The sequence below is a fragment of the Bradyrhizobium jicamae genome, assembly GCF_001440395.1.
GTDB lineage: Bacteria > Pseudomonadota > Alphaproteobacteria > Rhizobiales > Xanthobacteraceae > Bradyrhizobium > Bradyrhizobium jicamae.
The window spans coordinates 15,510-29,937 of record NZ_LLXZ01000220.1 but is presented as its reverse complement, the minus strand read 5'-3'; the positions used below and the strand labels follow the sequence as shown (position 1 = coordinate 29,937).

Sequence of the window (14,428 nt, the reverse complement as noted above, 5' to 3'; positions counted from 1 at the left end):
CGCCCGTCGCGGCAGTGACGGGCGCGTTCCATTGCGGAATGTGACGGTAATCAGGCATTAACCCCAATCCGCCCCCTATCACCCCATAGGCATTGCCTATGCCATTGTCTTGATTGGGTTTTGAAATCGCAACATGGGACAGCTTTATTGATACTTTGAGTGATTCCAGGTTTTGATCCGAGGACCACAACCTCTGATCGGAACCTGCTGATGTCGGCATACGAACCCTGGAGTGAGGCGCGCGGCGCCGAGATCATCGCCGAGCACGGCAAGCTCGAAGGCGCAACGCTGGTGATCCTGCACGCGATGCAGGAGGCGTTCGGCTACGTGCCGGAGCCCGCCATTCCGATGATCGCATCCGCGCTCAGCCTGTCCCGCGCCGAAGTCCATGGCGTGTTCACGTTCTATCACGACTTCCGCCACGAGCCCGCCGGCCGTCATGTGCTGAAAATCTGCCGCGCCGAGGCCTGTCAGGCGGCGGGCGGCGACGCGCTTGCCGCGCGCGCGGAAGCCAAGCTCGGTATCGCTATTGGAAACACCACGCCTGACGCACGCGTCACGCTGGAGCCGATCTATTGCCTCGGGCTCTGCGCCACAGCGCCATCGGCGATGCTGGATGGCCGCGTCGTCGGGCGGCTGGACGAGCAGCGCCTCGATGCGCTGGTGGCGGAGGCGCAGCGATGAAAATGCGAATCTTCGTTCCGCGCGATGCCGGCGCAATTGCGGTCGGTGCCGATGATGTCGTTGCGGCACTCGAGCAGGCCGCAGAGAAGCGCGGACTGCCGATCGAGATCATCCGGAACGGATCGCGCGGGCTCTATTGGCTGGAGCCGATGGTCGAGGTGGCGACGGTGAAAGGCCGCGTCGCGTATGGCCCGGTATCTCCGGCGGACGTCCCCTCCCTGTTCGAGGCGATGGCGAGCAACGGCCCGCACGCCCTGCGGCTCGGTCTCGCGGACGAAATTCCCTGGCTGAAGCGGCAGACCCGCCTGACCTTCGCGCGCTGCGGCGTGATCGATCCCCGCTCGGTCAAAGATTATCGCGACCACGGCGGCTACAAGGGGCTGGAGCGTGCGCTGACACTGACGTCGGACGAGATCCTCGCCGACGTTACCGCATCCGGCCTGCGTGGCCGTGGCGGCGCCGGCTTCCCGACCGGCATCAAGTGGAAGACCGTCGCGCAGGCCAGCGCTGACCGCAAATACATCGTCTGCAATGCCGACGAAGGCGACAGCGGCACCTTTGCCGACCGCATGATCATGGAAGGCGACCCCTTCGTCGTGATCGAAGGCATGACGATCGCAGGCATCGCCGTCGGCGCCACCAAGGGCTACATCTACATTCGCTCGGAATATCCGCATGCCGTGGCGGCGATGAACGCTGCGATCGCGGCGGCCCGGCGCACCGGCTATCTCGGCGAGGGCATTGTCGGCTCCAGCCACAATTTCGACCTCGAAGTCCGCGTCGGCGCCGGCGCCTATGTCTGCGGCGAAGAAACCTCGCTGCTGGAAAGCCTCGAAGGCCGCCGCGGCATCGTCCGCGCCAAGCCGCCGCTGCCGGCGCACAAGGGCCTGTTCGGCCGACCCACCGTCATCAACAACGTGCTGTCGTTTGCGGCGATCCCCTTCATCCTCGACAACGGCGCGAAGGCCTATGCCGATTTCGGCATGGGCCGCTCGCGCGGCACGATGCCGATCCAGCTTGCCGGCAACATCAAGCATGGCGGGCTGTTCGAGGTCGCTTTCGGCATCACGCTTGGGGAATTGATCGACGACGTCGGCGGAGGCACGTTCTCCGGCCGTCCCGTTCGCGCGGTGCAGGTCGGCGGTCCGCTCGGTGCCTACTTCCCCCGCGAATTGTTCGATACGCCGTTCGATTATGAGGCCTTTGCGGCGCGCGACGGGCTGATCGGCCATGGCGGCATCGTCGTGTTCGACGACAGCGTCGACATGGCGAAGCAGGCCCGCTTTGCGATGGAATTCTGCGCGGTCGAATCCTGCGGCAAGTGCACGCCGTGCCGGATCGGCTCGACCCGTGGCGTCGAGACCATCGACAAGATCATTCGCGGCGAGCGCACGTCCGAAAACCTCGCGGTGGTCGAAGACCTCTGCAACACCATGAAATTCGGCTCGCTCTGCGCGCTCGGTGGCTTCACGCCCTACCCCGTGCTCAGCGCATTGAAACACTTCCGGGAAGATTTTGGCCCGGCACCGGCGACCCTGCAGGCCGCGGAATAGGAGACTGACAATGTCTTTGATCGAAGAGATCGACTTCGGCACGCCCCGCTCGAAATCTGAGGCGATGGTGACGCTCACCATCGACGGCAACAGCGTCACGGTGCCCGAGGGCACCTCCATCATGCGCGCGGCCATGGAAGCCGGCACTCAGATTCCGAAACTATGCGCAACCGACATGGTCGACGCGTTCGGCTCTTGCCGGCTCTGCCTGATCGAGATCGAGGGCCGCGCCGGAACGCCGGCGTCCTGCACCACGCCGGTCATGCCCGGCCTCGTGGTTCACACCCAGACCGAGCGGCTGAAGAAGCTTCGCAAGGGTGTGATGGAACTCTATATATCCGACCATCCGCTGGACTGCCTGACCTGCGCCGCCAACGGCGATTGCGAATTGCAGGACATGGCGGGCGCGGTCGGCCTGCGCGACGTTCGTTATGGGTACGAGGGCGAGAACCACGTGTTCGCCAAGTCCGACGGCTGCACCAATGACAATTGGATGCCGAAGGACGAATCCAACCCCTACTTCACCTACGATCCCTCGAAATGCATCGTTTGCTCGCGCTGCGTCCGCGCCTGCGAGGAAGTGCAAGGCACCTTTGCGCTGACGATTTCCGGCCGCGGTTTCGACAGCCGCGTTTCGCCCGGCATGAGCGAAAGTTTTCTCGGCTCCGAATGCGTGTCCTGCGGCGCCTGCGTGCAGGCCTGCCCGACCGCGACGCTGACCGAAAAATCCGTCATCGAGATCGGCCAGCCCGAGCATTCCGTGGTCACCACCTGCGCCTATTGCGGCGTCGGCTGCGCCTTCAAGGCGGAAATGCGCGGCGAGGAAGTCGTGCGCATGGTGCCGTGGAAGGACGGCAAGGCCAATCGCGGCCATTCCTGCGTCAAGGGCCGCTTCGCCTGGGGCTACACCACCCACAAGGAGCGTATCCTCAAGCCGATGATCCGCGAAGACATCGCCGATCCCTGGCGCGAAGTATCGTGGGACGAGGCGTTCAACTTTGCCGCCGCCAAGTTCAAGGGCATTCAGCAGAAATACGGCCGTGACGCCGTCGGCGGCATCACCTCCTCCCGCTGCACCAATGAAGAAACCTATCTGGTGCAGAAGCTGATCCGCGGCGGTTTTGGCAACAACAACGTCGATACCTGCGCCCGCGTCTGCCATTCGCCGACCGGCTACGGCCTGTCGACCACGTTCGGCACCTCGGCCGGCACGCAGGATTTCGACTCGGTCGAACATACCGACGTCGTGATGGTGATCGGCGCCAACCCGGCTTCCGCGCATCCGGTGTTCGCCTCGCGGCTGAAGAAGCGGCTGCGCCAGGGCGCCAAGCTGATCGTGCTCGACCCCCGTCGCACCGAGATGGTGGAAGGGCCGCATATGTCGGCGCTGCATCTGCCGCTGATGCCTGGCACCAACGTTGCCGTGCTCACGGCGCTGGCGCATGTCATCGTCACCGAAGGCCTCGTCGATGAGGCCTTCGTGCGCGAGCGCTGCGACTGGAGCGAGTTCGAGGAATGGGCCGCCTTCGTCGCGCAGCCGAACAACAGCCCGGAATCGACCGCGATCATGACCGGCGTCGATCCGAAGGTGTTGCGCGAAGCCGCGCGGCAGTTCGCCACCGGCGGCAATGGCGCGATCTATTACGGCCTCGGCGTTACCGAGCACAGCCAGGGCTCGACCACGGTGATCGCGATCGCCAACCTCGCGATGGCGACCGGCAATATCGGCCGTCCCGGCGTCGGCGTGAACCCGCTGCGCGGCCAGAACAATGTGCAGGGTTCCTGCGACATGGGCTCGTTCCCGCACGAACTGCCCGGCTATCGCCATATCTCGGGCGATGCCGTGCGCGACCAGTTCGAGGCGATGTGGAACGTCAAGCTCAATCCCGAACCGGGCCTGCGCATTCCCAACATGTTCGATGCCGCGATCGAAGGCACGTTCATGGGCATCTATGTTCAGGGCGAAGACATCCTGCAGTCCGACCCGAACACCAAGCATGTGGTGGCGGCGCTGTCGTCGATGGAATGCGTCATCGTGCATGACCTCTTCCTCAACGAGACCGCCAATTACGCCCATGTGTTCCTGCCGGGCTCGACCTTCCTCGAGAAGGACGGCACCTTCACCAACGCCGAGCGCCGCATCCAGCGCGTCCGCAAGGTGATGACGCCGCGCAACGGCCTCGCCGACTGGGAAGTCACCATCGGCCTTGCCAAGGCGATGGGCTACGACATGCACTACAATCATCCGTCGGAGATCATGGACGAGATCGCGGCGCTGACGCCGACCTTCACCGGCGTCTCCTACGCCAAGCTCGACGAGCTCGGCTCGGTGCAGTGGCCCTGCAACGAGAAGGCGCCGGAAGGCACGCCGGTGATGCATATCGGCGGCTTCGTGCGCGGCAAGGGCAAGTTCGTCATCACCGAATATGTCCCGACCGACGAACGGACCGGACCGCGCTATCCCCTGCTGCTGACGACGGGGCGCATCCTCAGTCAGTACAATGTCGGCGCGCAGACCCGCCGCACCGACAACGTCGTCTGGCACAGTGAGGACCGGCTCGAAATCCACCCGCACGATGCCGAACAGCGCGGCGTCCGCGATGGCGACTGGGTGCGGCTGGCGAGCCGCGCCGGCGAGACCACGCTGCGCGCGGAGATCACCGATCGTGTGGCGCCGGGCGTGGTCTACACCACCTTCCACCACCCGGACACGCAGGCCAACGTCATCACCACGGACTTTTCGGACTGGGCCACCAACTGCCCGGAATACAAGGTCACGGCGGTGCAGATCTCGCCGTCGAACGGACCGTCCGACTGGCAGAAGGCCTATGACGAGCAGGCCCGCCACTCCCGCCGGATCGCGCCTGCGGAAGCCGCGGAGTAAGGCATGCCCAATCCGGTCTATACCGCCGATCGGCAGATCTGGCGCAACGGCCAGCTTGGTGAAGGCCCGCGCCTGATCCCGGAGGAGACGGCCATTGCGCTGACCTATAATGGCGGCACCTATGCCGTCATGATGGGCACGCCGCAGGACCTGCATGACTTTGCCATCGGCTTCAGCCGCAGCGAAGGCATCGTGCGGTCGCCCGACGAGATCGAGACGCTCGACATCGTGGAACTCGACAACGGCATCGAGCTCAGGATGTGGCTGAAACCTTCCAGCGCCGAGCTGGTCAACGAGCGACGGCGGCATATCGCGGGCCCGACCGGTTGCGGGATTTGTGGCGTGGAGTCGATTGCGGAAGCCGTCCGCCCTGCCGCGATCGTGCCGAAGGGGCGCACCTTCTCGCCGTCCGAGATCATGGCCGCCATGGCGAGCATGACCCTGTTGCAGCAGATCAACATTCAGACCCGCGCGGTGCATGCGGCGGCGTTCTGGACGCCGGCGCACGGCCTCGTGGCATTGCGGGAGGATGTCGGCCGGCACAACGCGCTCGACAAGCTCGCCGGCGCGCTGGCGCAGGCTGGCACTCCCGTCACTGAGGGCATGGTGCTGCTGACCAGCCGCGTCTCGGTCGAGATGGTACAGAAAACCGCTGCGATCGGCGCCCCGCTGATGGTCGCGGTGTCGGCGCCGACGGCGCTGGCGGTGCGTACGGCGGAAGCCGCCGGCATCACGCTCGCAGCGATTGCCCGGTCCGATGGCTTTGAGATCTTCACGCATCCCGAGCGGATTGCGGTTCCACAAAATCCCGGCGTTGCGGAGGCTATCCATGTCGCCTGATCGACTGATTTACATGGCCAACCAGATCGGAAAATTCTTCCAGAGCCAGGGCCACGACAGGGCCGTGCCGGGGATTGCCGAGCACATCAGGAAGTTCTGGGATCCACGGATGCGCAAGGCGATCTTCGCCCATCTCGACAATGGCGGCACGGGGCTGGACCCCAATGTCCGCGACGCGCTCGAGACGCTGAAGAAGGCCGCTTAACCGCCGCCCGCGGCATGTCTCTTCTCGCCAGTCGTCAGACGAGGCGCAAACCGCTCGGTCAACACCGGTCCAAGGACTGATGTTGCGAATACAAGCACAAGCACGACATTGAGCATTCGATCGTCGAGCAGCCGTTGACCGGCCGAACCGAGCGTGTCATGCGCGACCAGTGCCGCGGCAAGCGTGGCGGCAACTTGTGGCAGTGTGAGCGACCAGATCGTGAGCTGTTGATCCCGGTTGTAGCCATACGCACGACCCGCGCCCCAGGCGGCTATCCACTTGCCGAGGAGCAAGGCGCCGATGACACTGGCAACGAGCAGGAAATTGTCGAAAATCCCGTAAACAAAGGTGATCGGGTCGATCAGGAATCCGGTAACGACAAAGAATATCGGAATGAACAGCGATTTACCCAGAAACCCTAGCTTGGCACTTGCTGGCGCGTCTTTTGCCGAGGCGTTGATGGCGAGCCCCGCAAGGAACGCACCCACGATGCCTGGCAGCTGGATCGCATCCGCAAGCACGCCCGCGATGGCCATGATGCTTAGCATGACCACAAAGTAAGCGTCCTCCTCGTTCTCAACTCGCTTGAGCATATAGGCACCGAGGCGGCTCAGGCCAAACAGGACCAGCGCGATATAGCCGGTGATCTCGGCCAGCAGGAGCGCCAGACCAGACGGAGAAAAACCGGTCGTGTAAATCGAGACGCAAATAGCGAACACCACGAGCGACAGAGTGTCTGATATCACCGTGGCGCCAACGGCTACCGTCACCGGCTCCAGGCTGCCAAGGCCGAGCCGGCTCACTATGCTCAGCCCCAGCAGTGTATGTGAAGCCAGTAGCGATCCGATCACGATCGCCGGAATCGCGGCGTAGCCGAATGCGAGCCCAACGATGGTGCCGAGCACCAGAGGAAGCGCGGTTGTGGCGATGCCGAGGGCAATCGAGCGGTTTCGCGCGCGCTGAAACAGCTCAAGATTGATTTCCAGGCCCGCAAAGAACATCAACAGCAGCTTGCCCAATTCCGCCAGGAAATCTGCGATCGGTCGAACCTTGCCAAAGATGTCCAGAACATACGGCCCAACGATAACGCCGCTGAGCAGCAGACCTACAGGTACAGGAACATTCAATCGGCGGGAAAGCCGGGGGATAATGACAAGCATGACCATCCCCACCGCGAACTTCGCGAGCACCGGCATGCTGAAGAGGTAATCCCGGAGGAAGCTGATCGTGTTGAACAGCATATCCCGACGGTGCCTCCTCTCCAGCGAGTGTCAGTGGAGTTCGGGTCAATCAACCATCACGTTGACTGAACGATGCGAGCCCCCCTCAACATCTTGCGCGGAATGTGGATGTTCCGTTGACATGGATCAAAGCTGGCCGCTTCGGGCCGCCACGCGGATTGTGAGCACGCCTTCGGCGCTTCGGCTTCGTGCTTTTGCGAGTACCAGTCGGACGTCCACTCCCAGACGTTCCGATCATGGCGCAAACGCCATAGCCGCTCGGCGGAAAGCGGTGACCGGCGAGGTACGATCGACCCGCGCCGGCCACTCGGCTAACCGTCACGCCGCGACGCAATTGAGACCCTGAAGAGCGCGCAAGCCAGCGATACGCCTGAGGATCGACCCTGGCGCAGGATGCACCAGGGTCCAGGCGTCGAGGGCGGCCGGAATCTCCTACATTCCCATGATGGCAATGTCCTTCACCGTGCCGCTGACGCCGGCGATCTTGGCGGCCTCGGTTGCCTTTCCAGTAGCGAGGTCGACGCTGTAGAGCGTGCCATCAGCTAATAGCCAGGCCTCGTTCTTGCCGGCGCCGTCGGACCAGATGTCGAACGCGACGGCATCCGCCTTGATCCCGAGCTTGCCGATCGCGCCGAGCACGCCGTCATTCGGCGGGGCCTGCTTGATCAATCCGCCGATGGTGCCGTCGATGTTGAACAACGCCGTTTCCTTGGCGCCCTTCACCGAATTGGTATAGGCGCCGGCGACGATGTTCGGCTTTTCGCCTTTCTGCATGTCGCCCTCGGCAAACTTGTGGTCGCCGTCCTTGGTCACCTTGCCGTCATCGACATTGGCCCGCAGGTTCATGCCGTCCGCGCCCATCACGCGCAGGCGATCCGCCACCGGGTTGAAATCGACCGTCGCGGTCACGCCCTTGGCAAGCATGGTGTCGAGCTTCGATTTCGTCGTGGCCTTGCCGTCCTGCGCGATGGTCACAATGGTGCCATCGTCGACCAATCCATAGAGCAAGCCGTCGGCCGGACGTACGTCGATGCCAACCAGCGCGCCGGAAATGCCGGTCACCTTGACCGAGCCGGTCGCCTTCTTCTGTGCGGTGTCGACCATCGCAATGGTGTCGCCGCCGATCAGGGCAGCGACCTGTGCGGCATTGGCGGCGGCGGATGACAGCAACAGTGCAACTGAGGCGGCGAAAATTGAGCGAAAATTCATCGTAAAGCTCCCTGTGTTCGAATGATCCTCGCGGGACCAACACAGCGGGTACCGGCGGCGCGGCGAAACGGATGCAGCATCCTGAAAATAATTTTCGGCACATGCATCCAAATGCCGCATCTCAAGGTAGAACAACTATGCAAGGGCATAGACATGACCGGAAATGGCACCATCACCGCCAGCCCGCAGGCTCCCGACCTGCGCGATCAGGAGCGCGAGGCGCAGCTTGCCGCGGCCCTGGCGCGTTGCGCGGCCGGCGACCGCACCGCATTGCGCGTGATCTACGACAGCGAGGCGCCGCGCATGGTCGGCATCGCGCGACGCATCCTGTTCCGGCAGGACCTTGCGGAAGAGGCGGTGCACGACGCCTTTATCAGGATCTGGCGCGGCGCGGCCGGCTTCGATCCGCGCCGCGGCAGCGCGCGCGGCTGGCTCTATGCGGTGGTGCGCAACCGGGCGCTGAGCATTCATCGCGACGAGCATCGCTATGAAGCATCAGATGAAAGCGCCGGGGATGTCGATTCCGAAACCACCCTGTCGCGGATGCCGGAGGCCAGCGCGCTGCGCCGGTGTCTCGAGCAGATCGACCGCCCCCGCCGCGATGTGGTGGTGCTGGCCTATGTTCACGGCATGAGCCACGGCGAATTGGCGGGACGGCTCAAGGTTCCGCTCGGCACGGTCAAGAGCTGGGTACGGCGCAGCCTCTTTGCGTTGCAGGAGTGCATGGGATGAGCCCGCACGACGCCGATAACGCCATGGCTGCCGATTACGTGATGGGCCTGCTTGACGGCGCAGAGCAAGCCGCCGCCGAACGGCGCATCGAAACCGACCAATCGTTTGCTCAGGCCGTGAGCGCGTGGCGGGCACGGCTTGCGGACCTCGATCTCACGGCCGAGGAAACCCCACCAAGCCCGGCGCTTTGGCAGCGCATCGCGGATGCAACCAAAATCGCGCCGATCGACGCCCTGCCCTCCGCACGCGCCGCGCTACGTGGCACCACATTGTGGGACAACATCCGGTTCTGGCGCGGTCTCGGTATCGGCGGCGCCTTCGCCGCGGCGCTTTTTGCAATGATCATGATCGGTGCGCTGGCGACGTCGCGCCAGCTTCGTCACGACATGCTCGCACTCGCCCAGCGCAAGCCGATTTACGTCGCCGTGCTGGTGAACGACACGACGAAGGAGGCCGGCGCCATCGTCAACGCGTTTTCGAACGGCCGGGTCGAGCTGATACCGTTGCGGCCGATCGAGGTTCCCGCCGGCCGCAGCTTGCAGGTTTGGACCTTGTGGGATCGCGCGATCGGCCCGAAATCGATCGCCATCACCGGTCAGTCGCGCACGCTGCAGCTCGACCTGGAGTCGCTGCCGGAGACCGTGCAGGACCAACTGTTCGAGATCACGCTGGAGCCTGAAGGCGGCTCACCTATCGGACGACCGACTGGCCCGATCCTGTTCAAGGGCAACGCGGCCCGGGCGTTGTAGTCGCCCTGGAACGTGATGACGTTTCTTCGAATCGTCATCACGCTCTAACTCTTTTTGAGCATGATCTTGTCGGAAAACCGGTATCCACTTTTCCGGATCATGCACCAGAGGAAAGTCGCTGGCCGTCCTTTTCAGCACCAGCCCTTTTTCCAGTGACCGGGCGGGCATCCACGGCCGCGCCAGCCGACCTTACGGCCGCGGCTCCAACCAAACGGACGATAGCCATGCCCTCGGCCCCAGCCATGCCCGCGGCCCCATCCGTGCCCGCCCTTTACTTCGATCAGATCGCCCTTGGCCAGCGAGTCGTGGATCAACGGATAGCCTCGGGGCATTGCTGTTGCCGGGGGCACAAAGGCGATGGGTAGGGTGAGTGCGATTCCAAACAGCAGTTTGCGCATGGGCCTCCGCTCCAGAGTTGAACGCTCCGGCTTCAAGCAGGAAAAAGTGGCAACAGTTCCACGCGATTGGGGCAGACCGCCGAAAGCCGCCATTGCGCACCATTCCCATCAATCGCACGTGCCGCCATTTCTTCGTGCCGAACCAAAAATAATCGGGAACGATATCCATCGCCCGACGTTAGGGGTGTGAGCAGGTAGATCAGGAAGGAGAAATCCAACCGGAAATATCAGCTCAAAGCCCCGTCAGTTATTTCAGATAGCTGGCGGGGTTTTGATTGGAGGGTTCGTGCCTTACGCGCTTTTCGATGGCGACAGGCAAATCGGCCCCGGCCTTCCGACCGAGGCGGAGGCCTGGAAGCAAGCGCTTCAGGCCGGCCTGATTTCCGATATTCCCGTTGCCGACCAAGCAGGCGGACAGGTCCTGCCGGCCGGCTATCGCGTCAAGGAAACCAGGGAGCAAGGTTGCGCGCCGGATCCAGCGTGGAAGCTTCCGGACGAGATTTCCTGACGGCGTTTTGCCCGGCGCTACTCAGGCCTCGCCCGAGGCCTATCGCCCCTGTTTGACGAAGGTCAGGCCGCTCACGGTCAGCCGTTCTTCGCTGGTCTCGCCTTCGGCCACCAGCCCTTCCAGATGGGTTTGGAGTTCCGGCAGTTTGCGGTCGAAATCGGCGCCCAGGCCCATCAGCTCGCAAGTCTTCCTGATGCGTTCCATGGGTTTTTCGAAGATATTGATCACGGTATGCATCCCAGCCTCCTGATACCGCCAACAATTCCGGTCGCCCGTAGGAGTTCCTCCGTAAGAAACCGGGCATTACCCTTCGTCCACAGCGACTGAAACACCCGTCTCACCTCTCACCTCGGCCTGGAAGCGCAGTGAGACTCGAGAGGACCACCTAGCTGCGATCCGGGGCGTCTATTCGAAAGCGAACACGCGCTTCCAGTCTTTCTTCATGTCGACCACGGTCCACCTGTTCACCGCTGCGGCGTCCAGCGCCACGTCGAGCTTCCCGAAATGCGACTGACGGTCGTAGGCGTATTCGCGTTCCGCATCGGTGTGGTGCACGATCAAGCCGAACCGCGCGCCACTAGCGCCGAGCGTCGCCCATTGCAGCATTTCGAGATCGCCGTCGGAATTTCCGAACGCCGCAATCGGACGTCGCCCGATGTGCTCGTTGATGCCGATCGGCTTTCCTACCTTGTCGTCGATGAAGTTGATGTCAGGCAGCCGGAAAAGCGTCGGCGCGCCATCCTTCATCTCAAATCGGGTCTTGATCGAGGACCCGATGACCTGCTCCGGCGGCACTCCGTAGATCCGCTCGGTCCACGGCCGCATGAACTCGATGCCGCCGCCTGACGCGATAAAGGTCTTGAAGCCGTTGGCCCGGAGGTAAGCAAGAAGTTCAAGCATCGGCTGGTAGACCAGTTCGGTATGAGGCCGCTTGAAGCGGTGATCGCGCGCCGTCGACAGCCAATCCGTGACGATCTTCTCAAACTCCGCCGTGGTCATGCCGGCATGTGTCACCGCAACCAGTTCGACCAATCCCTTTTCACCTGACGCGGCCAGCGCCTTCAGGTCGCCGTCCAGCACTGCAGCGAAGGGCTGCTTGGTCTTCCATTCCGGATGCATAGGCGCCATGGCCTTCACGCGGTCGAGCACGAATGCCAATTGCACATACATCGGCTGTTCGACCCAAAGGGTGCCGTCGTTGTCGAAAGTCGCGATGCGCTGATCGACGGGCACGAAGAAAGGCCCGCCTTGTGTCGTCACCCTCGCGACGAAGTCGAGAATCGAGGCCTTGGTCGCGCCCTCGTTCCAGGACGGGAGCGGATCGCGTGCCTGTGCCTGGACGGATATTGGACGCAGCGGCCCGATCAGAGCCGGAAGCAAAGCCAGGGACGAGAGCAGGATACGGCGATTGACACCCAAGGAAGTCGACATAGTTGGCTCCTTTCATCGACAAAGGCATCGATTGTGAAAGCCCTAAAACGGACGCCCGCACGCGGGGCGCCCGCTGACCGCACATTCTACCTGCCAGCGCGGGGCTGCATCGCCTTCTCGATCTGATTTCTCATCGATGCTCATGACGTGCTTCTCCCGTTCCGATGCAATTGCCTCTGTTCGCTTGATGCATCGGAAGCCGACACGGTTTTGCGGAGGTGCCGACCGGTCCGGCGCGGCCTCCTTGATCATTTTTCTAATTCCGTTGGCGGGCGCCCCGTCGTTGGGCGCCCGCTTCGTCGGATCACGCTCGTCGCGCGCAGCTAGTCGCTGCGACCGGCTGTCTTGGCCTGCTTGATCTGCTGTATTACCTGTTCGAGGTTGTAGCTCGCCGGGTCCTGCAGCGGCGGGAATGGAATATAGGTCTCGAGTTCCTTCAGCCAGAGCGCCTGGCCGATCGGCAGCATGTTCCAGTCATAGACGTAGGCTGTAGAGGGCGAGCCGATTGAGCCACCCTGGCCCATGAGGGTCTTTATTTGTGTGCCGACTGAGGTCTCAAACGGGTCGCGCTTGATGTTGACAACCTGCGCCCAGTGATAAGGAAGGGCTCCAGCTATAAAGCCCGCCGGATTGTCGGACACCATCGTGAAATAGATCTTCCAGTTCTTGTAGCGGACCGCCGATGGATCCTTGCCCGAATAGTAGAAGAAGGTATCGCGCGCAGACTTTTCCGAACGCCCCGAAAGGTATTCGGTCTGATCGACGCCATCGAGCGTCGTCTTGACGATGCCGGGATATTGGCCGGCCTCGATGCGCTTCTTCAGTTGGTCGCCCTTGGCGCCGCCGCCGATGTTGACAAATGTCGGCAGCCAGTCGAGGGCTGCGAACATTTCGTTCTTGACGGTGCCGGGCTTGATGACGCCCGGCCAGCGAACGACCGCCGGAGCCCGCATGCCGCCTTCCCAGGTGCTCAACTTGCCACCCTTGAATGGCGTGGTGCCGCCGTCCGGAAAGGTGATGGTCTCGGCGCCGTTGTCAGTCGTGAACACGACGATCGTGTTGTCGAGCTGTCCCATGTCCTGGAGCTTCTTCAGGACATAGCCGATGTTGTCATCCATCTGCTTCATGCCGGCCTCGTTGAGGCCCCAGTCCTTGCCGCCCTGCTCGCCGATCATGGCCGCGTACTTGTCATTCAGCACGGTCGTGATGTGCATGCGTGCAGGGTTGTACCAGACGAAGAACGGCTTGCCCGTCGTCTTCGGATCGTTGCGATCGAGGAAGTCGATGACCTTGGCCGAAATTTCCTCGTCGACACCCTTCGACCGCTCGAGGGTCAGCGGGCCCTGATCAATGCACTGCTGAGTTCTGGATGAACCGTCCGACTTGCATGACAGGACGTTACGCGGAGGCGTCAGGCAAACCGAAGTTTTCGGATCAACCGCGCCTGCGACCTCCGGGATGCCGGGGATCGGCGTGTTCTTGCATGGCGGGGCAACCGTCTGCTGGGTCGGGCTCTTGTTGATATCCGGGAAGCTTACGCCCTGCATCGCGTCGAGGTGGTACAGGTAGCCCCAGAACTCCTGAAACCCATGCGCGGTCGGCAGCGCGTCGGTGTGATCGCCGAGATGGTTCTTGCCAAACTCGCCGGTGTTGTAGCCGAGATCGAGCATGAACTTGGCGATTGCCGGTGTGCCCGGCCGCAGGTAGGACGGGCTGCCTGGAAGCTGCGGAGGAATCATGCCGGTGCGCAGTGGGTGCATGCCGGTGAAGAAGGCGTTGCGGCCGGCGGTGCAGCTCTGCTCGGCATAGTAATGCGTAAAGATCGCGCCTTCATTGCCGATGCGATCGATGTTGGGCGTCTCGCCGACCATCAGGCCGCGATGGTAGATGCTCGGCTGGTAGAGGCCGATGTCGTCACCCATGATGAAGAGGATATTGGGCTTCTGTGCCGGCTGTGCGGTTGCCGGCGTGCTGGCTGGCCCGGACAGCGTCAT

The 14,428-nt window shown here is 62.9% G+C and carries 14 protein-coding genes; 8 read left to right on the top strand and 6 right to left on the bottom strand.

The features are described 5' to 3' along the window. Positions 1-210 precede the first annotated feature (210 nt). The 5 genes from CQ12_RS39170 to CQ12_RS39150 are packed head-to-tail and all read left to right on the top strand — an operon-like array spanning position 211 to position 6,166. Positions 211-684, top strand: a complete 474-nt coding sequence (locus tag CQ12_RS39170) for a formate dehydrogenase subunit gamma (RefSeq protein WP_157088757.1) — start codon at positions 211-213, stop codon at positions 682-684. Then, complete coding sequence (locus CQ12_RS39165; protein ID WP_057840563.1) at positions 681-2,237, top strand: formate dehydrogenase beta subunit; 1,557 nt, start codon at positions 681-683, stop codon at positions 2,235-2,237. Before CQ12_RS39170 ends, CQ12_RS39165 begins: the two co-directional genes overlap by 4 nt. A gap of 10 nt (positions 2,238-2,247) precedes the next feature. After that, on the top strand, positions 2,248-5,121 hold the full coding sequence (fdhF, locus tag CQ12_RS39160; protein WP_057840562.1) for a formate dehydrogenase subunit alpha: 2,874 nt from the start codon (positions 2,248-2,250) through the stop codon (positions 5,119-5,121). A 3-nt stretch (positions 5,122-5,124) separates the two neighbouring features. Continuing rightward, positions 5,125-5,961 (top strand): formate dehydrogenase accessory sulfurtransferase FdhD, encoded by an 837-nt coding sequence (fdhD, locus tag CQ12_RS39155; RefSeq protein WP_057840561.1) that lies wholly within the window; start codon positions 5,125-5,127, stop codon positions 5,959-5,961. After that, on the top strand, positions 5,951-6,166 hold the full coding sequence (locus CQ12_RS39150) for a formate dehydrogenase subunit delta (RefSeq protein WP_057840560.1): 216 nt from the start codon (positions 5,951-5,953) through the stop codon (positions 6,164-6,166). Before fdhD ends, CQ12_RS39150 begins: the two co-directional genes overlap by 11 nt. Here CQ12_RS39150 and CQ12_RS39145 read toward each other — a convergent pair. Continuing rightward, the gene (locus CQ12_RS39145) at positions 6,163-7,407 is read right to left on the bottom strand and encodes a cation:proton antiporter (RefSeq protein WP_057840559.1); all 1,245 of its coding nucleotides are present in this window, start codon (positions 7,405-7,407) and stop codon (positions 6,163-6,165) included. The genes CQ12_RS39150 and CQ12_RS39145 overlap by 4 nt on opposite strands. Before the next feature lie 432 nt (positions 7,408-7,839). Continuing rightward, positions 7,840-8,616 carry a DUF4394 domain-containing protein gene (locus CQ12_RS39140; RefSeq protein ID WP_057840606.1) on the bottom strand — a complete coding sequence of 259 codons (777 nt, stop codon included), beginning with the start codon at positions 8,614-8,616 and terminating at the stop codon, positions 7,840-7,842. A 153-nt stretch (positions 8,617-8,769) separates the two neighbouring features. On the opposite strand from CQ12_RS39140, the gene CQ12_RS39135 reads away from it, so the two are divergent. Together CQ12_RS39135 and CQ12_RS39130 are read left to right on the top strand one after the other, a co-directional pair. Next, positions 8,770-9,348 (top strand): sigma-70 family RNA polymerase sigma factor, encoded by a 579-nt coding sequence (locus CQ12_RS39135; protein ID WP_083519675.1) that lies wholly within the window; start codon positions 8,770-8,772, stop codon positions 9,346-9,348. Next, positions 9,345-10,097, top strand: coding sequence for an anti-sigma factor (locus CQ12_RS39130; protein WP_057840558.1), 753 nt, complete (start codon positions 9,345-9,347; stop codon positions 10,095-10,097). The genes CQ12_RS39135 and CQ12_RS39130 overlap by 4 nt, the downstream gene beginning before the upstream one ends. A gap of 131 nt (positions 10,098-10,228) precedes the next feature. On the opposite strand, the gene CQ12_RS44690 is transcribed toward CQ12_RS39130, so the two are convergent. Continuing rightward, positions 10,229-10,495 (bottom strand): hypothetical protein, encoded by a 267-nt coding sequence (locus tag CQ12_RS44690; RefSeq protein ID WP_157088756.1) that lies wholly within the window; start codon positions 10,493-10,495, stop codon positions 10,229-10,231. A 286-nt stretch (positions 10,496-10,781) separates the two neighbouring features. Between CQ12_RS44690 and CQ12_RS39125 the strand changes: the two genes are divergently transcribed. Beyond that, complete coding sequence (locus tag CQ12_RS39125; protein WP_057840557.1) at positions 10,782-11,003, top strand: hypothetical protein; 222 nt, start codon at positions 10,782-10,784, stop codon at positions 11,001-11,003. Positions 11,004-11,042: 39 nt separating this feature from the next. Here the strand turns inward: CQ12_RS39125 and CQ12_RS39120 are convergent, their stop codons facing one another. The 3 genes from CQ12_RS39120 to CQ12_RS39110 form a co-directional block, all read right to left on the bottom strand. Beyond that, on the bottom strand, positions 11,043-11,240 hold the full coding sequence (locus CQ12_RS39120; protein WP_057840556.1) for a hypothetical protein: 198 nt from the start codon (positions 11,238-11,240) through the stop codon (positions 11,043-11,045). A gap of 168 nt (positions 11,241-11,408) precedes the next feature. After that, positions 11,409-12,434, bottom strand: coding sequence for an HAD family hydrolase (locus tag CQ12_RS39115; protein WP_057840555.1), 1,026 nt, complete (start codon positions 12,432-12,434; stop codon positions 11,409-11,411). Positions 12,435-12,757: 323 nt separating this feature from the next. Further along, complete coding sequence (locus CQ12_RS39110; RefSeq protein WP_057840554.1) at positions 12,758-14,428, bottom strand: arylsulfatase; 1,671 nt, start codon at positions 14,426-14,428, stop codon at positions 12,758-12,760.

What these genes read in the sequence shown, in the direction of transcription:
- CQ12_RS39170 (WP_157088757.1), top strand. Translation starts at nt 211, where the DNA reads ATGTCGGCATACGAACCCTGGAGTGAGGCGCGCGGCGCCGAGATCATC.
- CQ12_RS39165 (WP_057840563.1), top strand. Translation starts at nt 681, where the DNA reads ATGAAAATGCGAATCTTCGTTCCGCGCGATGCCGGCGCAATTGCGGTC.
- fdhF (WP_057840562.1), top strand. Translation starts at nt 2,248, where the DNA reads ATGTCTTTGATCGAAGAGATCGACTTCGGCACGCCCCGCTCGAAATCT.
- fdhD (WP_057840561.1), top strand. Translation starts at nt 5,125, where the DNA reads ATGCCCAATCCGGTCTATACCGCCGATCGGCAGATCTGGCGCAACGGC.
- CQ12_RS39150 (WP_057840560.1), top strand. Translation starts at nt 5,951, where the DNA reads ATGTCGCCTGATCGACTGATTTACATGGCCAACCAGATCGGAAAATTC.
- CQ12_RS39145 (WP_057840559.1), bottom strand. Translation starts at nt 7,407, where the DNA reads ATGCTGTTCAACACGATCAGCTTCCTCCGGGATTACCTCTTCAGCATG.
- CQ12_RS39140 (WP_057840606.1), bottom strand. Translation starts at nt 8,616, where the DNA reads ATGAATTTTCGCTCAATTTTCGCCGCCTCAGTTGCACTGTTGCTGTCA.
- CQ12_RS39135 (WP_083519675.1), top strand. Translation starts at nt 8,770, where the DNA reads ATGACCGGAAATGGCACCATCACCGCCAGCCCGCAGGCTCCCGACCTG.
- CQ12_RS39130 (WP_057840558.1), top strand. Translation starts at nt 9,345, where the DNA reads ATGAGCCCGCACGACGCCGATAACGCCATGGCTGCCGATTACGTGATG.
- CQ12_RS44690 (WP_157088756.1), bottom strand. Translation starts at nt 10,495, where the DNA reads ATGCGCAAACTGCTGTTTGGAATCGCACTCACCCTACCCATCGCCTTT.
- CQ12_RS39120 (WP_057840556.1), bottom strand. Translation starts at nt 11,240, where the DNA reads ATGCATACCGTGATCAATATCTTCGAAAAACCCATGGAACGCATCAGG.
- CQ12_RS39115 (WP_057840555.1), bottom strand. Translation starts at nt 12,434, where the DNA reads ATGTCGACTTCCTTGGGTGTCAATCGCCGTATCCTGCTCTCGTCCCTG.
- CQ12_RS39110 (WP_057840554.1), bottom strand. Translation starts at nt 14,428, where the DNA reads ATGACGCTGTCCGGGCCAGCCAGCACGCCGGCAACCGCACAGCCGGCA.